This window comes from Thioalkalivibrio sp. ALJ7, from assembly GCF_000376865.1.
Taxonomy (GTDB): domain Bacteria; phylum Pseudomonadota; class Gammaproteobacteria; order Ectothiorhodospirales; family Ectothiorhodospiraceae; genus Thioalkalivibrio.
The window spans coordinates 62,501-83,063 of sequence record NZ_AQXQ01000005.1 but is presented as its reverse complement, the minus strand read 5'-3'; the positions used below and the strand labels follow the sequence as shown (position 1 = coordinate 83,063).

General features: G+C 62.6%; 21 protein-coding genes and 1 tRNA gene. 9 read left to right on the top strand and 13 right to left on the bottom strand.

Annotated elements, in window-relative coordinates; genetic code table 11:
- Positions 1–5: 5 nt before the first annotated feature.
- From D002_RS0101335 to hspQ, 3 genes are read right to left on the bottom strand one after another with little or no spacing between them, the layout of a single operon-like run.
- Positions 6–692 (bottom strand): rhomboid family intramembrane serine protease, encoded by a 687-nt coding sequence (locus D002_RS0101335; RefSeq protein ID WP_018874920.1) that lies wholly within the window; start codon positions 690–692, stop codon positions 6–8.
- Between the two features lie 22 nt (positions 693–714).
- Entirely contained in the window at positions 715–2,400 is a 1,686-nt protein-coding gene (gene ilvD / locus D002_RS0101330; RefSeq protein ID WP_018140114.1) for a dihydroxy-acid dehydratase, read from the bottom strand.
- A gap of 52 nt (positions 2,401–2,452) precedes the next feature.
- Positions 2,453–2,773 carry a heat shock protein HspQ gene (gene hspQ, locus D002_RS0101325; RefSeq protein ID WP_018140113.1) on the bottom strand — a complete coding sequence of 107 codons (321 nt, stop codon included), beginning with the start codon at positions 2,771–2,773 and terminating at the stop codon, positions 2,453–2,455.
- 140 nt (positions 2,774–2,913) lie between these two features.
- On the opposite strand from hspQ, the gene D002_RS0101320 reads away from it, so the two are divergent.
- Entirely contained in the window at positions 2,914–3,468 is a 555-nt protein-coding gene (locus D002_RS0101320; protein WP_018140112.1) for an NUDIX domain-containing protein, read from the top strand.
- A gap of 7 nt (positions 3,469–3,475) precedes the next feature.
- On the opposite strand, the gene D002_RS0101315 is transcribed toward D002_RS0101320, so the two are convergent.
- Positions 3,476–4,147, bottom strand: a complete 672-nt coding sequence (locus tag D002_RS0101315; protein WP_018140111.1) for an L-fuculose-phosphate aldolase — start codon at positions 4,145–4,147, stop codon at positions 3,476–3,478.
- Between the two features lie 218 nt (positions 4,148–4,365).
- Here D002_RS0101315 and D002_RS0101310 point away from each other — a divergent pair, with 218 nt between their 5' ends.
- Entirely contained in the window at positions 4,366–4,833 is a 468-nt protein-coding gene (locus D002_RS0101310) for a cytochrome c (RefSeq protein WP_018140110.1), read from the top strand.
- A gap of 60 nt (positions 4,834–4,893) precedes the next feature.
- The gene (locus tag D002_RS0101305) at positions 4,894–5,748 is read left to right on the top strand and encodes a cytochrome c (RefSeq protein WP_018140109.1); all 855 of its coding nucleotides are present in this window, start codon (positions 4,894–4,896) and stop codon (positions 5,746–5,748) included.
- Between the two features lie 66 nt (positions 5,749–5,814).
- Here D002_RS0101305 and D002_RS0101300 read toward each other — a convergent pair.
- Together D002_RS0101300 and D002_RS0101295 are read right to left on the bottom strand one after the other, a co-directional pair.
- Positions 5,815–5,890 (bottom strand) — tRNA-Asn (locus tag D002_RS0101300).
- Positions 5,891–5,964: 74 nt separating this feature from the next.
- Complete coding sequence (locus tag D002_RS0101295) at positions 5,965–7,155, bottom strand: pyridoxal phosphate-dependent aminotransferase (protein WP_018140108.1); 1,191 nt, start codon at positions 7,153–7,155, stop codon at positions 5,965–5,967.
- A gap of 85 nt (positions 7,156–7,240) precedes the next feature.
- On the opposite strand from D002_RS0101295, the gene uvrB reads away from it, so the two are divergent.
- From uvrB to D002_RS0101270, 5 genes are all read left to right on the top strand, one after another.
- Complete coding sequence (gene uvrB, locus D002_RS0101290) at positions 7,241–9,271, top strand: excinuclease ABC subunit UvrB (protein ID WP_018140107.1); 2,031 nt, start codon at positions 7,241–7,243, stop codon at positions 9,269–9,271.
- A 41-nt stretch (positions 9,272–9,312) separates the two neighbouring features.
- Complete coding sequence (nagZ, locus tag D002_RS0101285) at positions 9,313–10,356, top strand: beta-N-acetylhexosaminidase (protein WP_018140106.1); 1,044 nt, start codon at positions 9,313–9,315, stop codon at positions 10,354–10,356.
- Between the two features lie 125 nt (positions 10,357–10,481).
- A complete protein-coding gene (locus D002_RS0101280) occupies positions 10,482–10,850 on the top strand; it encodes a DsrE family protein (protein ID WP_018140105.1) in 369 nt (122 codons plus the stop codon).
- A 135-nt stretch (positions 10,851–10,985) separates the two neighbouring features.
- Positions 10,986–11,537: a hypoxanthine-guanine phosphoribosyltransferase gene (locus D002_RS0101275; protein ID WP_018140104.1), complete on the top strand. Its 552-nt coding sequence runs from the start codon at positions 10,986–10,988 to the stop codon at positions 11,535–11,537.
- Between the two features lie 17 nt (positions 11,538–11,554).
- A complete protein-coding gene (locus tag D002_RS0101270; protein WP_018140103.1) occupies positions 11,555–12,307 on the top strand; it encodes an S-methyl-5'-thioinosine phosphorylase in 753 nt (250 codons plus the stop codon).
- A 195-nt stretch (positions 12,308–12,502) separates the two neighbouring features.
- On the opposite strand, the gene D002_RS0101265 is transcribed toward D002_RS0101270, so the two are convergent.
- The gene (locus D002_RS0101265; protein ID WP_018140102.1) at positions 12,503–13,861 is read right to left on the bottom strand and encodes an adenosylmethionine--8-amino-7-oxononanoate transaminase; all 1,359 of its coding nucleotides are present in this window, start codon (positions 13,859–13,861) and stop codon (positions 12,503–12,505) included.
- A gap of 228 nt (positions 13,862–14,089) precedes the next feature.
- On the opposite strand from D002_RS0101265, the gene D002_RS0101260 reads away from it, so the two are divergent.
- Positions 14,090–15,223 carry an aminotransferase class V-fold PLP-dependent enzyme gene (locus D002_RS0101260; protein WP_018140101.1) on the top strand — a complete coding sequence of 378 codons (1,134 nt, stop codon included), beginning with the start codon at positions 14,090–14,092 and terminating at the stop codon, positions 15,221–15,223.
- 47 nt (positions 15,224–15,270) lie between these two features.
- Here D002_RS0101260 and D002_RS0101255 read toward each other — a convergent pair whose 3' ends face one another.
- The 6 genes from D002_RS0101255 to D002_RS0101230 form a co-directional block, all read right to left on the bottom strand.
- The gene (locus D002_RS0101255; RefSeq protein WP_017941553.1) at positions 15,271–15,609 is read right to left on the bottom strand and encodes a PilZ domain-containing protein; all 339 of its coding nucleotides are present in this window, start codon (positions 15,607–15,609) and stop codon (positions 15,271–15,273) included.
- Positions 15,610–15,710: 101 nt separating this feature from the next.
- Entirely contained in the window at positions 15,711–16,700 is a 990-nt protein-coding gene (locus D002_RS0101250; RefSeq protein ID WP_018140100.1) for a DNA polymerase III subunit delta', read from the bottom strand.
- Positions 16,701–16,707: 7 nt separating this feature from the next.
- Positions 16,708–17,361, bottom strand: a complete 654-nt coding sequence (tmk, locus tag D002_RS0101245) for a dTMP kinase (protein WP_018140099.1) — start codon at positions 17,359–17,361, stop codon at positions 16,708–16,710.
- 17 nt (positions 17,362–17,378) lie between these two features.
- Entirely contained in the window at positions 17,379–18,416 is a 1,038-nt protein-coding gene (gene mltG, locus D002_RS0101240; protein ID WP_018140098.1) for an endolytic transglycosylase MltG, read from the bottom strand.
- On the bottom strand, positions 18,403–19,215 hold the full coding sequence (gene pabC / locus D002_RS0101235) for an aminodeoxychorismate lyase (protein ID WP_018140097.1): 813 nt from the start codon (positions 19,213–19,215) through the stop codon (positions 18,403–18,405). Before pabC ends, mltG begins: the two co-directional genes overlap by 14 nt.
- On the bottom strand, positions 19,212–20,561 hold the full coding sequence (locus D002_RS0101230) for an aminodeoxychorismate synthase component I (RefSeq protein ID WP_018140096.1): 1,350 nt from the start codon (positions 20,559–20,561) through the stop codon (positions 19,212–19,214). The genes pabC and D002_RS0101230 overlap by 4 nt, the downstream gene beginning before the upstream one ends.
- Between the last annotated feature and the right edge of the window lie 2 nt (positions 20,562–20,563).

Here is a 20,563-nt window from a genome sequence, read left to right as displayed (position 1 = left end):
GGGCTTCACCACCAGAAGCGGCGCTCGCGCGGCCGAATCGGCAAGCGCCCACGCCAGTACTGGATCAGCAGGAAGCCAAAGGCCATCCCACCCAGGTGGGCGAAGTGGGCGATCCCGGCCAGGGTGCCCGATATCCCCAGATACAACTCCAGGGCTCCATACGCCATCACGAAGTACTTCGCCTTGATCGGGATGGGCAGAAAGATCAGGAACAAGCGCTGGTTGGGAAACATCATCCCGAATGCCAGCAAAACGCCGAAGACCCCGCCCGAAGCTCCAATGGTGGGGTAGATCATGTCGCCGTTGCCGTAGGCCGTCACCACCAGTTGGACCAGCCCGGCACCAATCACGCAGAGCAGGAAATAGGTCGCGAAGGTCCGCGAGCCCCAGGCGTTTTCGATCTGAACCCCCAGCATCCAGACGGCGAACAGATTCACGAACAGATGGATCGTCCCGCCGTGCAAAAAGCCGTACGACACCAGCTGCCAGAGCTGGAAATCGGGCACCCGCATCCACGCCCCATCCTGATGGACAGTGGCCGGTGTCCCAATAGGCCACAGTCCGAAATGGCTGATCAGCCAGTCGCCCAGCCAGGGCATGGACAGAAACAGGGCGACGTTGGTGATCAGCAGGAAGCCGATCACCGGTGGCATCATGCGGAAGTCCGGATGGCGGGGGTCGGGATGAGTCATTGCCCTGTGCGTCTCTCGGGCATTAGGTGAAGTCGTCGGTTACGGCACCCCGACTGGCGGATCCGACCGTTCGCGCATACTTGCCCAGCACCCCGCGATCGAAGCGGGGTGCCGGGACCTGCCAGGCGGCGCGGCGGCTCTCCAGCTCGCGTTCGTCGACTTCCAGCGAAAGGCGATTGGCGTTCGCGTCGATCTCGATGGTGTCGCCATCGCGCACCAGGGCAATGGTCCCGCCCGCGGCGGCTTCGGGCGCGACATGCCCGACGACCATGCCGTAGGTTCCCCCGGAAAAGCGCCCGTCGGTAATCAGACCGACGGTATCGCCGAGGCCTGCCCCGATGATGGCGGCAGTGGGTGCGAGCATCTCGCGCATGCCAGGTCCGCCCCGTGGCCCCTCGTAGCGAATCACCAGGATGTCACCTGCCTGGATCTTGCCCGCAAGGATCGCATCCAGGCATTCCTCCTCGGAATCAAAGCAGCGGGCAGGGCCGGAGATCGCCGTTCGTTTGAGTCCCGTGATCTTGGCAACCGCTCCCTCTTCGGCCAGATTCCCCTTGAGCACGGCCAGGTGGCCATGGGCGTACAAAGGATTGTTCAGCGGTCGGATGATGTCCTGGTCGGAGAGCGGGGCATCCGGGATCTCGGCCAGCGTTTCGGCCAGGGTCTGGCCGCTAATGGTCAGACAACCCCCATGCAGAAGGCCGGCAGTGAGCAACATCTTCATCACCTGGGGCGTGCCGCCGACTTGGTGAAACTGGGTGGTCACATAACGTCCGGAGGGCTTCAGGTCACATAACACCGGGACCTTGCGGCGGATGCGTTCGACGTCGTCGATGTCGAGCGGGACTTCGGCCGCATGCGCAATGGCCAGCAGGTGGAGGACGGCATTGGTCGAGCCTCCCACGGCCATGACCACGGCCAAGGCATTCTCGAAGGCCTCGCGGGTCAGGATGTCGCGGGGGCGACGATTCGCGTGGATGGCATCCAGCAGGACTTCGGCCGATCGGGCGGCGGATTCCGCTTTTTCCGGGTCTTCGGCCGCCTGCGTGGACGAACCAGGCAGGCTCATACCCATTGCCTCGAAGGCACTGGACATGGTGTTGGCGGTAAACATGCCGCCACAGGAACCCGCTCCTGGGCAGGCGTTGCGTTCGACACCCTGCAGATCCTCGTCCGAAAGCTTCCCCGCGCCATGCTGGCCGACGGCCTCGAAGGCGCTGACGATCGTCAGGTCCTGATCCTTGTAATGGCCGGGCTTGATGGTGCCACCATAGACAAAGATGCCCGGCACGTTTAGACGGGCCAGGGCGATCATCGCGCCGGGCATATTCTTGTCACAGCCTCCGGTGGCCAGGATGCCGTCCATGCTCTGGCCATTGACCACCGTCTCGATGGCATCGGCAATGACCTCACGGGACACCAGCGAGTACTTCATGCCTGGGGTGCCCATGGAGATGCCATCGGAGATCGTGATGGTGCCGAAGGTCTGTGGCATCCCGCCGGCACGGCGCACGGCTTGCTCTGCACGTTCGGCCAGGGCGCCAATCCCCATGTTGCAGGGGGTGATGGTGCTGTGCGCATTGGCGATGCCCACGATCGGACGCTGGAAATCCTCGTCGCCAAACCCGACGGCGCGCAACATGGCGCGGTTAGGCGTGCGGCGCGGGCCTTCGGTGACGACGCGACTGCGGCGGTTGTCCTGTGCCATGGTCTTCCCTGTGGTTTGAGTTAAGGCGACACGACGCCAATGGGTGCCCAAGCTAGTGGGCGCCCGGATCCCCGTGGCGCAAATAGCGGCCGTTCATGAAACGATCGAAGAAACGACCCAGGGTGGGGTGCTCGATCTGCTCACCACGGGTGTCGGCTTCGAGGTGACGCTCGGCGACGTAGGTGCTGTGCGAATAGCCATCTACCAGCACGTGATACCACGGCTGGTCTTTGGGTGGGCGACTCTTCGCGACGGTCTCGTACCATTCGTCGGAGCCGGCGTATACCGGGTCGACGTCGACGATCACACCACGGTAATCGAACTTGGTATGGTGGACGAGCTCACCAATGGTAAAGCGTGTGCGTGTGGTCATGTCAGCCTCTGTACGGCCTTGGTGCATCGGTCTTTACTATGGACCACGCTGGGTGGTGCGTGTTCGCGGTTGCCCGGACTCAATTCCCATCCATCAACAAACCGGCGATTTTTCTTGCCTATTGCCCCTACGGTACCGTCATGAGTCACGAGCCTTCAGGCCTGAGCCCCCAATTTCAACGCCTCGTCCCCGAGGGTGATGATCGCGAGCGGCGCGTCTGTGACCATTGTGGCTTCATCGACTATGAGAATCCGCGAATCATCGTCGGCAGCGTGGCCATCTGGGAGGACCGCGTATTGCTCTGTCGGCGCGCCATCGAACCACGGAAGGGTTACTGGACCCTGCCGGCCGGTTTCATGGAACGGGGTGAAACGCCCGATCAGGGTGCGCGTCGCGAGGCCTGGGAAGAGGCCCGCGCGAACCTGGAGACCGAGCAGCTACTCGGGGTTTACAGCGTGCAGCACATCGGGCATGTCCAGATGATCTACCGTGCCCGGCTGCTAACCGATGCCATTGCACCGGGCCCGGAATCGGAGGAAGTCGGCCTGTTCCGGTTCGATGACTTGCCAACGGATCTGGCGTTCCCTTCGGTCACCTGGGCCCTGGAGCACTACCTCGAGACCCGGGATCAGACCGATTTCGCCCCGCGTTCCGCACCGCTGCCGGTGGTGGATGCCGAGTCCGCGGGTCTCTAGGAAAACACTATGATTCCCCGCGCCGGGGACCGTAGTCCCTGAACTTCTCCACCACTCGTTCCATCTCCGCGTCGTCCAGGAGCTGCGGTCCGCCGATCTGCAGGCTGAGCACGTACTGTTGCGCCAGCAGTTCGACTTCTTCGGTGAGCCACAAGGCCCGTTCCAGCGACGGTCCAGCCGCAATCATCCCATGATTGGCCAGCAGGCAGGCCGTGCGCCCTTCGAGTGCCGTGACCGCTTGCTGCGACAGGTGCTCGGTCCCGAAGGTGGCATAGGGTGCACAACGGATGGAGTTTCCGCCGGCGGCGGCCACCATATAGTGCAGGGCAGGGATATCGCGGCCCTGTATTGCGACCACACTGGCATAAACCGAATGCACGTGAACCACCGCGTGAAGTTCCGGCCGGGCCTGAAGGATCGCACGATGGAAATGCCACTCGCTGGAAGGCTTGCGTCCGTCCAGCCAGCGCCCATTCGCATCCACATACACCAGGTCGTCGGGCTCCAGGTCCTCGTAGCGAACGCCGGATGGCGTGATCAGCATGCCGGCCCCAAGCCGGGCGCTGATGTTGCCAGAGGTGCCTTGGTTCAAGCCGCGGCGGTTCGTCTCCAGTCCTGTATGGATGATCGCGTCGCGGAGTCGGGTCTCTTCAGGCGAACAGGCAGAGGCGTGGGACATGAATCGTGAACTGGAGGTGGAGGTGTTCTGATTGTACCGTTTTGGAACGGGAACACCGGGGGGCTTTTGAGGTCCATCACATAAGCCCCCGTAGCGGGTGTGGTGATGACGGTTCTGCATGGCAAGAAGCGGACCGTCTCTCTATAGTCAGGTCGGATATCCGAGTCGCCGTCTGCGAGGGGGCTCGCTTTTTGGGATCAGTACAGGGAGGAAACACCATGAAGAACATTGCACGCCTCGTTACCGCCACTTCTGTCGCTGCCGCGCTGACGCTTGGTCTAAGTGCGGGCAGCACGGTCCATGCATTCGATGAACATGAGGCCACCATCGATTACCGTCAGGGTGTCATGCGCGCCATTGGTGGGAACGTGGGTGCCTTTGCCGCCGTCGTCGTGGACGGTGCCGATTTCGGCGACAACCTGAAGATGCACACCAGTCAGTTGGTCGCGCTGACCCAGGATATCCCCAGCCTGTTTCCGGAAGGGAGCGACTTCCCCGATACCGATGCGAAAGAAGAAATCTGGGATAACTGGGACCGTTTCGTAGAGCTTTCGAACGACACTCGTGAGGCCGCCGAGACCCTGCATGCGGCCGTTGAGGCCGGTGACGAAGACGAATACGCCATCCGGTTCCGCAACCTTGGCCAGTCCTGCCAGGCCTGTCACGACGATTTCCGCCGCGACTAAGTCATGCTTGGTCTGCAACCCAAGGGGCTGACAGCTTTGCTGTCAGCCCTGTTTTTATGGATGCCTTCGGTACAAGCCGATGTGTCCATTGGCGAGCATGACCCCGCTGCGGGTGGCGATGAACAGATTGCCTATGGTGAGTATGTCTTGCGAGCGGGGGGGTGTGTCACCTGCCACACCGCCCAAGATGGCGAGTTTCTGGCCGGTGGGCGCCCGATCGAAAGCCCATTCGGTGTCTTCTACGGACCCAATATCACGCCTGATGAAGAATACGGGATCGGCCGCTGGTCGGAGGCGGACTTCAAACGCGCCATGCTCGAGGGCCGTGGCCCGGATGGCCGGCATTATTACCCGGCATTCCCATACACGTCCTACACCAAGATGAAGCCGCAGGACGTGGAGGCGTTATGGGCCTTCCTGCAGTCTGAAGTGGAGCCTGAGGCGCGGGAGAACACACCGCACGATCTGGTGTGGTTTGCGCGGTTCCGGCCCTCTCTGATGGGTTGGAAGTGGCTGCATTTCGAACCCGGTACCTTCGAACCGGACCCGGATCAATCCGAGCAGTGGAATCGCGGGGCCTACCTGACCCTGGCACTGGGACACTGCATGGAGTGCCATACCCCACGTACACGCACCGGCGGGCTCGACCTGGAACGTCTTGGGGCGGGTGCCCGGCTACCGGATGACGATGTCGCCGGCAACATCACCCCGGACCGGGAAACCGGTATCGGGCGCTGGGGCGAGCGCCACATCGCGCGTTATCTGGAGATGGGACTGACTCGGGATGGTGACTTCGCTGGCGGTGGTATGGCGGATGTCATCGATCACGGTACATCGCACCTGACCGACGAAGATCGACGCGCCATCGCCGTCTATTTGAAATCTCTGGAACCGATCGCCCACGACCCGGATTAGCCGGATGGCTTGTTGGTCGCCACAAAAAAAAGGCCAGATCACGTTGATCTGGCCTTTCTTTGTATCTGGCTCCCCGGGACGGGCTCGAACCGCCGACCTAGTGATTAACAGTCACCCGCTCTACCGACTGAGCTACCGGGGAATTGGGCGCAAATCCTAATCGGGCGGGGCAGGGGCGTCAAGGAAAATCTGGCCTCATGCCCCCATCGCTGGTCATTACCGGTGGCGAGCGGCGAACTCGCGCAGGCGATCCAGGGCCTTGTCCAGCTGGTCAACGCTGGTGGCAAAGGAGACGCGGACATGACCGGGGGCACCAAAAGCGCTGCCCGGGACCAGGGCCACGCCGACCTCGTCCAGGAGTTGTTTGGTCAGGGCAACGTCGGTATCGATATCCGCCGCTTGCATTAGCCCCGTAACCCGGGGAAAGCAGTAGAAGGTGCCATCCGGCATCAGGCAGTCAATGCCGTCGATGGCGTTAAGGCCGTCCACCACGTGGCGAGCACGCTCAGCAAATGCGGAGCACATGGCGACCACGCAGCCCTGATCACCTTCCAGTGCCGCCTCGGCACCCGCCTGGGCGATGGAGGTCGGGTTGGACGTGCTTTGCGACTGGATCTTCTTCATCGCGGCGATCAGGTTCTTAGGCCCGGCGGCATAACCGATGCGCCAGCCGGTCATCGCATAGGCCTTGGAGACACCATTCAGTACCACCGTGCGCTCCAGGAGATCCGGGGCCACATTCACGATGTTGACGAACGGGGCTGACCCGAAGCGGATATGCTCATACATGTCGTCGGTCGCAATCACCACCCGTGGGTGGCGCCGAAGCACATCGGCAAGATCGTTCAGCTCGTCTGCGGTATAGGCTGCACCCGTCGGATTGGATGGACTGTTCAGAAACACGAGCCGCGTGTTCGGCGTAATCGCGGCCTCCAGTTGTTTTCCGGTGATGCGGAACCCCGCCTCCTGCTCGGCACTGACGACAACCGGGCGAGCGCCTGCGAGCAGGGCAATGTCAGGGTAGGAGACCCAGTAGGGGGCAGGAATGACGACCTCGTCACCCGGATTCAGCAGGGCCTGGCAGAGGTTGAAGATGCTCTGCTTGCCGCCGGAGGAAACCAGGATCTGGTCGGGGGTGAACGTCAGGCCGTTGTCGCGATCAAACTTCCGAATAATCGCGGCCTTCAGGCTGGCCGTTCCGTCGACGGGAGTGTACTTGGTTTCTCCGCGGGCAAGCGCATCCACTGCGGCCTGCTTGATATGCTCGGGGGTATCGAAATCCGGCTCTCCGGCCCCCAGCCCGACAATATCCCGACCCTCCGATCGCAGCTGGGCGGCCAAGGCGCTGACGGCGAGAGTGGGGGAGGGCTGGATGCGCTGGACGCGGTCGGAGAGCTCGATTTCCAAGGTGGGGGCCTCTGTGTGATCGGGTCGATGGTCCGCGTGGGCGGCTTGGTGCGAAATGATACTGAAATCAGGCGCGGAGGATAAGGTGCAACCAGGCGAGGGTGAGCAATTCAAGGTCGTATCGGAGTACCAGCCGGCGGGCGATCAACCGGCCGCGATCCAGGCGCTGACGGATGGCATCGACGCGGGGCTGGCTCATCAGGTGCTGCTGGGCGTAACCGGCTCCGGCAAGACCTTCACCATTGCGAACGTCATCGAGAACATTCAGCGCCCCACCATTATCCTGGCCCCCAACAAGACGCTTGCGGCGCAATTGTACGGCGAATTCAAGGAGTTCTTCCCCCACAACACGGTGGAGTACTTCGTTTCGTACTACGACTACTACCAGCCGGAGGCCTACGTCCCTTCGTCGGATACTTACATCGAGAAGGACGCGTCGATCAACGACCACATCGAACAGATGCGTCTTTCGGCTACTCGCGCGCTACTGGAACGTCGTGACGCAATCATCGTGGCCTCAGTGTCCGCAATCTACGGCCTGGGCGATCCCCGGAAGTATCTCTCGATGGTGCTGCACATTGAACGCGGCGACCGCATTGATCAGCGCGACCTGCTGCGGCGTTTGGCCGAACTTCAGTACACCCGCAACGACACCGAGCTGCGCCGTGCGACGTACCGCGTGCGTGGCGAGGTAATCGACATCCACCCGGCGGAATCGGACAACGAAGCCGTGCGCATCGAGCTATTCGATGACGAGGTGGAGCGACTTTCGTATTTCGACCCCCTGACGGGTGAACAGCTACGTACCGTGCCGCGCCTGACGGTGTATCCAAAAACGCACTATGTGACGCCGCGTGAAACCCTGCTCGGCGCAGTGGATCACATCCGTGACGAGCTGAAGGAGCGGCTGGACTTCCTGCGCAAGGAAGACCGACTGGTCGAGGCGCAGCGCCTGGAACAACGTACTCTGTTCGACCTGGAGATGATCCTGGAGATCGGTTATTGCAACGGGATCGAGAACTACTCGCGCTATCTCTCCGGGCGCGCCCCGGGCGAGCCACCGCCGACCTTTTTTGATTACCTGCCCAAGGATGCGCTGCTGGTGATCGACGAGTCGCACGTCTCCGTGCCGCAGGTAGGCGGGATGTACAAGGGTGACCGATCGCGCAAGGAGACCCTGGTGGAATACGGCTTCCGTCTGCCTTCGGCCCTGGACAACCGGCCGCTGCGCTTCGAGGAGTTCGAGGCCCTGCAACCACAGACGATCTACGTGTCGGCAACGCCCGGTCCCTACGAACGTGAACATGCCGGAGCGATTGTCGACCAGGTGGTGCGCCCGACGGGCCTGCTGGACCCGGAGCTCGAAGTCCGCCCGGCCGGGACCCAGGTGGACGATGCCCTGTCCGAGGTTCGCGATCGAGTAGAACGCAACGAGCGGGTACTGATCACCACGCTGACCAAGCGCATGGCGGAAGACCTAACGGATTACCTGACGGAACACGGGGTGCGCGTCCGCTACCTGCATTCCGATATCGATACCGTGGAGCGCATGGAGATCATCCGCGACCTGCGCCTGGGGGAATTCGACGTACTGGTCGGCATCAACCTGCTGCGCGAGGGCCTGGATATGCCCGAAGTTTCCCTGGTGGCGATTCTTGATGCCGACAAGGAAGGCTTTCTGCGCTCCGATCGTTCGTTGATCCAGACCATTGGGCGCGCCGCGCGCAACGTGAATGGCAAGGCCATTCTGTATGCCGACAAGGTGACCGGTTCCATGCGGCGTGCGATTGACGAAACCGAGCGCCGCCGGGCGAAACAGATCGAGCACAACGAGGCCAACGGCATTACCCCCAAGGGCATCCAGAAAAACATTGCGGACATCCTCGAGGCGCGGAATGCAACGCCCGGTTCCGGTGGCCGCCGCGGTCGCAAGGTCGCGGAGGAGGGCGCCGACTATGTGGGCACCCCAGAGAAAGCGGCTAAAGAGATCGAGCGCCTGGAACAGGAGATGTTCGCCAAGGCTCGCGACCTTGAGTTCGAAGAGGCCGCCCGCATTCGCGACCGAATCGAAAAGCTGAAGGCACTCGCCTTTCTCCCCGAAGCCTCGCTATCCTGAAGGGATTGCTCCTGCGTGAGCGCCACTTCGAGCTTCGAGTCATGACAGAAAATGCCGATTTGCCGCTCGGCCCGGTGATGCTGGATGTCGCCGGGCTGGAACTCACGCCGGAAGATCGCAAACGTCTGCGTCATCCCGCGACCGGCGGGGTCATCCTGTTCGCCCGCAATGTCGGGACGCCGGAGCAGGTCCGGGCATTGGTCGCCGCAATCCGAGCCGAACGCCCGGGCATCCTGGTGGCGGTAGACCAGGAGGGGGGGCGCGTCCAGCGTCTCCAGGAGGGCTTTACCCGCATTCCGCCCATGCGCCAGTTGGGCCACGTCTACGATTACGATCGCAACAAGGCCTGCGAACTGGCCCATGCTACGGGCGAATTATTGGGTCACGAACTGCGCTCGGTGGATATCGATTTCAGCTTTACCCCCGTTCTGGACCGAGACATCGGTGTGAGCGAGGTGATTGGCGACCGGGCCTTCCACCATGACCCGGACGTCATCGCCCGCCTGGCCTGCGAACTGATCCGGGGTCTTTCCGAGGCCGGGGTCGCGGCGGTCGGCAAGCACTTTCCCGGGCATGGGGCGGTCGCGGCGGATTCCCATGTAGCGTTGCCAGTCGATGAGCGGCCGCTGTCCGAGATCGAAAACGAGGATCTGGAGGCCTTCCGCCCGGTGCTTGGCGATCTGGAAGCCGTGATGCCCGCCCATGTGGTGTATCCCCAGGTCGATCCGCAGCCAGCGGGCTTTTCCCGTATCTGGTTGCAGGACATTCTTCGCCGTGAGCTGCGTTTTCGCGGGGCGATCCTCAGCGACGACCTGGCCATGTGCGGCGCCGAAGGGGCGGGGACCCCGGACCAGCGAGCGGCGACCGCGCGCGAGGCCGGTTGCGACATGGTCTTGATCTGCAACCAGCCGGAGCAGGCCGACGCGATTCTAGAGGCCCAGGCAGACCGCCCGTTATCGTCCGATTCGCTTCACCGCATCGAGCGCCTGCGAGCACGACCGACGGAGGCCAGCCCACAACGAATCAACGCCTTGCGTGCACAGCTGGATCACTGGATACAGGGCTGCTTGCTGGCCACGGCATGAGCGCCGCAAAGGGTGCCTTTGGGGGTCCATTGGCGCCCGCGGGCCGACCCGCCTATAATGCGCCACCGGATTGCGGTTGAGCAGCTATTAATATTCACATTCACCACTTGAGTTGGAGATAAAAAATGGCCGATAAGCTCCTGATCGTCATGGTCAACACTGACCCGACAAACCCGTCCGAGCTGGGCGCCCCGTTCTTCCAGGCCACTGTGGCCGCCGCCATGGAATACGACGTTGAAGTCGTGATGACCGGCCGTGCCGGCGAATTGGCCAAGAAGGGTGTTGCCGAAAACCTGTTCGTGCAGGAAGGCTCCAGCAAGAGCGTCTACGACTTCATGAAAGATGCCCACGAGGCGGGCGTTGTCATGAAGGTCTGCACCCCGACGCTGGACCTGTGGGGCAACGACCTGATTCCGGAGATCGAAGAAACCGTGGGCGGCGCCTACGTCATCTCCGAAGCGATGGACGACGACACGGTTACCTTTACCTACTAAGGTTACCGTCGTTTGATTGCCAGCCGGCCGGCCCTTGTGCCGGCCGGTTGCGTTTCCGAGGTTCGGAACCCGCGCGCTTGCCTCGCTCCGGCCGCTCGGACATGATTCTCCGCACCGATGCCCTTAGGACATGCCATGAGCCCGGAACAGGCCCGAGCCACACTGCGCGATGCCGATTGTCTCTTCAGTCGCGATGCGGTGGAGACGGCGATTGATCGGCTAGCCGAACGTACGGCGGCGGTGCTCAAAAACCGCAACCCGTTGGTACTGGGTGTGATGAATGGCGGCGTGGTGATCCTGGGCGGGTTGCTGACTCGCTGGTCGTTCCCCATGCAAGTCGATTACCTGCATGCGACTCGTTATCGCGGTGCTACACACGGCGGGGACCACTTGCACTGGCTGGCGCGACCGCAGGCACCGCTTAAGGGCCGGACGGTGGTGATTGTCGACGACATCCTCGATGGTGGCATTACCCTGGAAGGCATCAAGACGTTCTGCATGGAGCAGGGTGCCGAACAAGTGCTTTCCATCGTACTGGTCGACAAACACAATCCAGAGCGTGATCCGGCGATCACCGTGGATTACGCGGCCCTGGAGGCGCCCAACCGCTACCTGTTCGGGTACGGCATGGACTACCAGGATTACCTGCGAAACGCCCCCGGCATTTTCGCCGTGGCCGATCACTAACCCCGCCCGAGGCACCCATGTCTTCACCCCGTATTGCCGTGATTGGCGGAACAGGCCTGACACAGCTGAAAGATCTTGAGATTACACGTCGACAGGTGATGCATACCCCGTATGGCGAGCCCTCCGGCCCCCTGGTATTCGGCCGCCTGAACGAGATCGAGATCGTGTTCCTGCCGCGCCACGGTGCGCGTCATACGATTCCACCACATCAGGTGAACTACCGCGCCAATATCTGGGCCCTGCGCAATGCGGGAGTCGACTACGTGGTGGCGGTGGCCGCCGTCGGTGGGATTGCCGAGGAGATGAAACCCGGTGTGGTGGCCATTCCGGATCAGATTATTGATTACACCTGGTCACGGGCCAACACCTTCTTCGACGGGGGTGACGAGCAGGGTGTTACCCATATCGACATGACCTGGCCCTATAGCGAGACGGTCCGACAGACCCTGATCCATGCCATCGACGAGTTGGACATTGCAGCCGTCGACCACGGGACCTACGGCGCCACCCAGGGTCCACGGCTCGAGACCGCGGCAGAGATCGACCGACTGGAGCGAGATGGCTGCGACCTGGTCGGCATGACGGGTATGCCGGAAGCAGCGTTGGCTCGAGAACTCGGCCTGAACTACGCCTGCTGCGCGGTGATCGCCAACTGGGCGGCGGGTCGCGCCGATGGGGAAATCACCATGGAAGATATTGCCGCCAATCTTGATGTTGGCATGGCACGGGTGAAACAGATCCTGACTCACGTCATCGACAGCCTGTCCTGAAAAGAGCGCCGCAAATCGGAGCAGTGGGGGCCAGACGCGCGGTACCGGAGCGTCGCGGACGTGCCATACCCAATCCCAAACATACGATTTAACATAATATGTATTATGCGTCGTTAAGGATGGGCCAAGAGGCGTGTTGTCGGTACTGAACTCTCGTCCCATCCACTCTCTGTGCGGCCTTTCGGCGCGCTTCGATCAGGCCCGTACGGCCTGTTCGATCCCCTCGGTCATGACCTCGACCAGAAAATCGATCTGTTCCTCGGTAATCACGTACGGCGGCATCAGATAGCTGACGTTTCCGAGTGGCCGTAGCAACGCCCCGCGCGTCAGACCGTGGCGATAGATATGCAGGCCGCGACGCTCCTGCCATGGGTATGGGGTCTTGCGGAACTTATCCTGTACGAGCTCAACGGCGGCGATCATCCCATGCTGGCGCACGTCGGCCACATGAGGATGATCGTGCAATGGTTCAAGTCGTTTCTGCATATGCTGCGCAAGTCGCTTATTATTCGCGATAACGGGATCCGTCGTGAAGATATCAAGCGTGGCCAGTGCCGCTCTGCAGGCCAATGGGTTGCCGGTATAGGAATGGGAATGCAGGAACATGTTAAGACGTTCGTAATCGTCATAGAACGCTTGATAGACCGTCTCAGTGGTAAGTACGGCGGCCATTGGGAGGTAGCCCGCGGTCAGACCCTTGGACAGGCACATGAAATCGGGCGTGATCGGTCCCTGTTCACAGGCGAACAACGTTCCCGTGCGGCCAAACCCCACCGCGATCTCGTCGGCGATCAAATGGACACCGTGGCGATCGCAGGCCTCGCGTAACAGGCGCAGATACTCCGGGTCGTACATGCGCATGTGGCCGGCACATTGCACCAGGGGTTCGACGATCACGGCACAGACTTCGTCGGCGTGGCGCGCGAGCGCGTCTTCCATGTGGTGAAACTGACGCCGCGCGACATCTTCGCAGCTCTCGCCGGCCTCGCGCTCGAAGCAATCGGGGGCCGGCACAGTGATTACATCCAGCATCAAGGGTTCGTAGGTCGCACTGTAAAGCGGTACATCACTAACCGACAGCGCCCCCAGAGTCTCCCCGTGATAACTGTTGGAGAGGCGGATAAAGCGGGTCTTTTCCGGCTTGCCGATATTCAGCCAGTAGTGAAAGCTCATCTTGAGCGCAACCTCGACGCCGGCGCTGCCGTTGTCGGCCAGAAACACGCGGTCGAGGCCTTCCGGAGTGAGATCGATCAGGCGCTCGCACAACTCGACGACGGGCTCGTGAGTACATCCCGCCAGGATCACGTGTTCGAGCTGATCCAGCTGTTCCTTCACCGCATCGCCAATGCGGGGGTTGGCGTGGCCGAACAGGTTGACCCACCAGGAGCTGATGGCATCGAGGTAACGGTTGCCATCAAAGTCGTAGAGCCAGACGCCCTCCCCGCGTTGGATCGGAAGGAGTGGCAGCGTCCCTTCTTCTCCGTAATCCTTCATCTGGGTGCAGGGGTGCCACAGGGCACGCAGGTCGCGCTTCTTGAGGGTCTCGTTGTCCATGGCGGGTATTGTGCCAAAGCAGGCTGGGTACGCGGCGTTCATCGGCGGATTTTGCCGCTTGGACGGACAATCGGACACCGAATGCGCGGGATCGGAACGGCTTGTCTGTCTAGTGACCAGTCCGGATCACATGGCCTTCTCCGGCCAAACCGTCTGGTCGGATGGGTTCGTGCGCTCCCAACACGATTTCGAGTGGGTTACCCTTTTGCTCCCGCACAGGAGGAACGCATGCACCCCGAATTTCCGCAGGAAGGGATTATCCATCTGAATCATGCCGCGGTCGGCCCTTGGCCCAGGCGTACCGAAGAGGCCGTTTGCCGTTTTGCGGGTGAGAACGTGGGGCATGGTTCCCGTGATTACCTGCAGTGGATGCGACACGTAGATGCCACACGGGAACTCGCCCGGGCCCTGATTGGCGCGCCCGCTGCCGACGACATCGCATTCGTGAAGAACACCTCCGAGGCCCTTTCCATGGTGGCCTTCGGGCTGGATTGGAAGCCGGGAGACAATGTCGTGTTTCCGGCTGGGGAATTCCCTTCCAACCGTGTCGTCTGGCTAGCCGCCGCCGAACGCTTCGGAATCGAGGCGCGGGAAGTACCGATCGGTGAAGAACCGGAGCGCGATCTGCTCGCCGCCTGCGATGCTCAGACAAAGCTGGTAGCCGCCAGCGCGGTGCGTTACGACAGCGGGATGCGGATTGATATCCAGGCGCTGGGGGCGGAACTCCGTGCGCGCCGCATTCTGTTCTGTGTCGATGCGATTCAGCATCTTGGCGCCCTGCCCTTTGATGCGCCGGGCTGCCACGCCGATTTCGTCATGGCCGACGCGCACAAGTGGTTGTTGGCACCGGAGGGTATCGGGGTGTTTTACGTGAACCCCGAGATCCGTGAACGGCTGACGCTGCAGGAGTATGGCTGGAACATGCTGGCCCACGCGGGTGATTTCTCGAACCCGGAGATCGAACCGGCAGCCAGTGCACGGCGCTTCGAACCGGGTAGCCCGAACATGCTCGGTATTCATGCCCTGCACGCGAGCTTGTCATTGCTGCTGGAGACCGGCCTGGACACGGTCGACCACGATATCCGCGAACACTGGCTCCACCTGGAGGATGGTCTGCGTTCGCTGGATTGTCACATTCTGACACCGAAGGGTCGGCGGGCCGGCATCCTGACCTTCCGCCCCCCGGTGGAGGATCTCGACGCCCTCTACGCATCGTTGCAGGGACACGGCATTCTCTGTGCCCTGCGCGGCGGAGGCATCCGTTTCTCTCCTCATTTCTATCTGACGCGGGAGCAGATTGATCACGCGCTGGAGTTTCTGAGGGAATCGCTGCGCACGACTAGGACGGTTCGTACAAGCTGACCGAATGGGGACCACGGAACCCGTGCGGCCCCCAGACAAAGCGAGAATTAGAAGGTATGAGTCTTGCGGTCGGAATTCAGCATCCCGCCCAGGTGTTCCTCGATCCGACGATGGGTCACTCCCTTGTCCGATTTGTTGAATTGCACGCCGATTCCCCGGAGGCGATTGCCCTGGGCCCGGGGTGGCGTGATCCAGACGACGGTGCATGGGGTCGGCAGCCGGTCCGAGTCTTCCAGCAACGACAGCAGCAGGAACACCTGGTCTCCCAGCTTGTAGGCCTTGTCCGTAGGGATGAACAGACCCCCATTGGTCACGAACGGCATGTACGCGGCATACAGCGCGGGTTTTTCCTTGATTGCCAAGGTGAGCATGCCCTGCCCGGCCATAGACCCTCCTGAGTGACCAGAAAACTGCTGGGTCGATGAGTATCACCCATCGGACCAACCGCGCGCCACCCCGGCCCGACAGGCGGCGTGAGATGGGGGTATTACCGCCGCAGGATCGCGAGCGCGATATCCTCCATACGCAGCTGCGGGTTCAGCTGGCGAGAGGCCTGGCGTTGCCATACAAGCGCCTCGGCCGACAGTTGGGCGAGGCGACGCGCCCCCTTGTGACGAGCGAATGGCTCCAGCAGCTCGCGCGGAAACTGCTGGCCGAAGGCATCCGGCTCGCCGGTCACCAACAGACGTTGAGCGGCAACCAGCAAGGCCTGTAGCCGGGGAATCAAAGATTCGGGCAGGCAGCGCTGCATCGCCGCGGCCATCGCCGTCATCCCGGGGCCGCGCAAGAGCGTGATCAGGGCCTCGCGGTCCTGTGCCCATTGCGCCATGCGTTCGGGGTCGACGAGCACGTCGCGGGCGGTGAGTGGTCTCTCGAGGCTGGCCGCATAGGCCTCGTCCACCGCATTGGGGTCCTCGGCGAATCCCCGCAACCACGCCTTGGCCTCGCCAGGGTTTGGCGTGGGCACCTCGATCATCTGGCAACGGCTGCGGATGGTGGCGGGCAAGCGGGCCGGCTGCGCCGCCTCCAGGATCAGGACCGCACCAGAGGGGGGTTCTTCCAGGGTCTTCAACAGGGCGTTTGCTGCGTTGCTGTTCAATGCATCGGCGGGGCGGATCATCACGCTGCGAAGGTCACCGGATCCGGAGAGCCCCAAGAATTCGATTGCCTCGCGGGCCGCGGCAATGAGGATCTCCTTGCCCGCCTCCTCCGGTTCCAGGCTCATCACCTCGGGGTGCACGCCGCCCAGAAAGCTGCGGCAGCCATTGCATTCCCCGCAAGCGGGTTCGGAGCCCTGGGCACGCTGGCACAACAGTGCCTGGACCAGGGCCCGCGTCAGGAGCGACTTACCCACCCCGGTGGCACCGTGGATCAGCAAGCCGGTCGGCAAGCGGCCCTGGCGCCCGCGTTGAACCAGGCCCTCCCACGGTTTCTCCAGCCAGGGCGGTAGCGCCTCCACGACGACCGGTGCATCCATGGTCGCCCTACCCTCGCAACGCGGGTAGCGGCAGGCGCTCGCGAACGCCCGCAATAATGTCCCCGGCCACCGTATCCGGATCGGCTGCTGCATCCACGATCAGGTACCGATCGGGGGTCTCGGCGGCCCGCTTCAGATAGGCCTGGCGGGCGCGCTCGAAGAAATCCAGTGCCTCGCGCTCAATCCGGTCTCTGCGCCCCCGCTGCACCGCACGCGAGAGCCCCGTCTCGGCATCAATGTCCAGCAGAATGACCAGATCTGGGCGTAGCTCCCCCTGCAACCACTGTTCGAGCGGCGCAATGCGCTCCAGGCCCAGACCGCGTCCGGCTCCCTGATAGGCGTAGGAGGCATCGGTGAAACGGTCACTGAGGACCCACTCGCCCGCGTTCAGGGCAGGAAGGATCACCTCGCTCAGATGCTGTGCGCGAGCAGCGAACATCAAAAGCAGCTCGGATTCTGCGCACATCCCCGGTAGGTCCGGGTCCAGCAGCAGACCCCGCAAACGTTCGCCCAGAGCGGTTCCACCGGGTTCTCGGGTACTGCGTACGCACCGCCCAGCGGCACCCAGTGCCGTCTCCAGTCGTTCAATCTGGGTGGTTTTGCCCGAGCCCTCGATGCCTTCGAGGACCAGGAAACGGCCAGGGTCGGACGGGCATTCCATGGTCAGCACGACTCCGGTTAGCGGCGGTTGCGAATACCGTAGCGAGTGCCATCACCGCCCAGCTGATAGCGGATCACGGCCTCGCGGTGTTCGCGATAGGTCTCCGAGAAATGATGACTGCCATCCCCGCGCGAGACAAAGAACAGGTCATCGGTTTCGGCGGGCCGGGCCGCGGCTTGCAGGGCGGCACGCCCAGGCAATGCGATCGGCGTGGGCGGTAGTCCGGCACGGGTATAGGTATTGTAGGGGTGGTCACGATCCAGCTCGGCTCGGGTCAGGCGTTGCACTCCCGGTTCTTGTACATAGAGCAGTGTCGGGTCGGTTTGCAGACGCATGCCGCGTTGCAAGCGGTTCACGAAGACCCCGGCCACTCGGTCACGCTCGTCACCACGGCCGGTCTCGCGTTCGATAATCGAGGCCAGAATCAGCAAGTCGTAGGGCGACTCCACCGGGTGATCCTCAATGCGATCTTCCCAGGCGCGTTCCAGCTGCATGCGCATCGAACGATGGGCGCGTTGCAGCACCGTCAGCGCGTCCGTTGCAGAGCCGAAGAAATAGGTGTCCGGCAGGAACCAGCCTTCCGGGTGCTCCAAATCGTCCAGCTCGAGGACCTCCAGGAGGTTATGTACTCCCACCGATTCAGGCGGACCCACGAGCTCGGGGTGGCTGCGCAGGGCGGCCAGTGCCTGGCGCACCGTCCATCCTTCGGGAATGGTAAGGCGGTGCTGCACCACATCCCCACGAGCCATGGCGTGGATCAGGTCGCGTGGCGTCATACCCGGGGTGACAGCGTACTCGCCCGCCTGTAGCCGGGGCGCGATGCCCTGCCGCCGGCCGTACAACTCCAGCGCCCAAGCGGATTCCACCCAGCCACGCTCGGCAAAGCGGCGGCTGACCTGGCGCAGGCCCTGCCCGGACGCGAGTTCGAAGCGCTCCGCCATCTCAAGCTCGACCGGCGCATTGAGCTGGGCGCGATAGTGCTCGCTCAGCCACCAGGAAGCGCCCAGGGCCAAGACCACCACCAGGGTCAGGACGGCGAGACTAATCCGCTTCATGCAGTGCGATTCCCATTGGATACAGCGGATCATCCTGCCACGCGGGCACCGCCTTGTCCGCTTCAGCCAGGTTGGCCGGGGTCATCCCGATCCGGGCGTTGCTTACATACAGAGCGTCCGCACCACGAACCTCGGCCGGATCGGGATAGGCCTCCACCCCTTCAAATCCGAAGTCGGCGGCATGGTCGAGCACCCAGGCGCGCCGTGTCCCGGCGATGCCCGACTCGCGCACTGGTGGGGTAATCAGCTTCTGGCCCCTGCGTAGCCAGAGGTTTCCTTGCGTCGCGCTAACCACTCGCCCCAGTGCATCGCAAAGGATGGCCTCGTCCCAGCCGGACCTCCAGCTGCGACGGGCCAACACATGCTCAAGTCGGCTCGTGTGCTTGAGCCCGGCCAGCGCCGGATTGATGCCGATCGGCACGTCCGCCCACCCCAGCGTCAGTGATCGGATACTCTTTGGCTTGGGCATCTCCAGCGCGGGGCCGCCGCTCACAATTCGGGTCACTGTTGGGTTTTCGGGCGGCGCGTAGCCGCGTGGGCCTTCGCCGCGGGTCACGGTAAGCCGCACCATGCAATCCGCATTGCCGCCCACCCGGGCGATCTCCTCGAGCAACTGGCCTTCGGCCAATTCCGGGAAGCCGAGCCGGTTCAGGCCCTGCGTCAGGCGTTGCCAGTGATAGCGCCATAACTGGGGACGTCCAGCCTGCACGCGCAGGGTCTCGAACAGACCGTCACCCAGCAGCAAGCCCCGGTCCTGCGCTCGGATGGCCATTCCTGGCTCCCCATTAATCAGGATCATCCAATCGTCTCCCGGTCACCGCGCAGCGCCTCTACCAGCCCCCGCGCCTTGTGCCGCGTCTCCTCCAGTTCACGCTGCGGGTCCGAATCGGCGACGATCCCGGCCCCGGCACGAAAACGCAGTTCGTGGCCTTTCACCACCAACGTGCGGATCAAGATATTGGTGTCCATCCTTCCGTGACGACTGACGTAGCCGCAGCCGCCCGTATAGGCGCCACGGGGGGCATGACCCTCCAGTTCCTGGATGATCTGCATGCTGCGGATCTTTGGGCAACCGGTAATAGTGCCCCCCGGATAGACCGCGCGCAGGATATCGGCCGCCGTGATGCCGGGCCGGAGTTGACCGACAATGCTCGAAACGATGTGATGCACGCGGCGATAGCTTTCAATGGTCATGAGTTCGGCGACCCGGACGCTACCAATCTCCGCGACCCGCCCGACATCGTTACGTTCCAGATCCACCAGCATTACATGCTCAGCACGCTCTTTAATGTTGAAGGCCAACTCACTGAAAAGCTTTTGATCTTCAATTTCGTCGGCATCACGCCGCCGGGTTCCGGCGATGGGCCGCGTTTCTACGATGCCTGCATCTACCGATACCAATCGCTCTGGCGATGAGCTGATCACGTCGGCGCCCGGCAACTGAAGCCAGGCCGCAAACGGGGCCGCATTGGCCTCCCGTAGACGCGCGTATAGCACGGCCGGCTCCAGGGTAGTTTCGGCCACCCCATGCCATTCGCGCGAGAGATTCACCTGAAACGTGTCCCCGGCGACAATGTATTCCAGCGCCCGGCTGACGGCGTCACGATAGACCTGTGGATTGTCTTCCGTCAGACGCAACGAGGGCAGCGGCTGGTCGAGCGTATCGGGCAGTTGCTGCAGCATCGACAGGTCCTGGCTCACCTGTTCGAACCTATGGTCTGTCGCGTCCTCATCGACAAACCACGTCACGTCCTCGTGGTGATCCCGAATGACCGCGGCGGGGAAATAGGTCACGAGGGCATCCGGGAGCCATGGGTCCGGGCGGCATCGGCCTAAAGCCGGCTCCAGACGCCAGGCCAGTTCATACCCGGCATAGATAAACCACCCCCCAAGGAACGGGAGATGGGCATGTGCGGCGAATTCCGGCGCCAACGCCTTGGAGACTGAAAGGTCTTGGTCCAGTGCGCCAAGGACGTCGTCCCCATCTGCAGTCGACAGCGTGCAACCTGGGAACGCGAACAGGATCGAGAAGCGCGCCGGCGCCTGCCCAATCAGGGCCGATTCAAGCAGGTGTGGGTAGCGTTCAGGAAACCGCTGCGCCAGGGTCGCGAGATCGACCCCGGCGGCCAGCCGATGGACCGCCATGG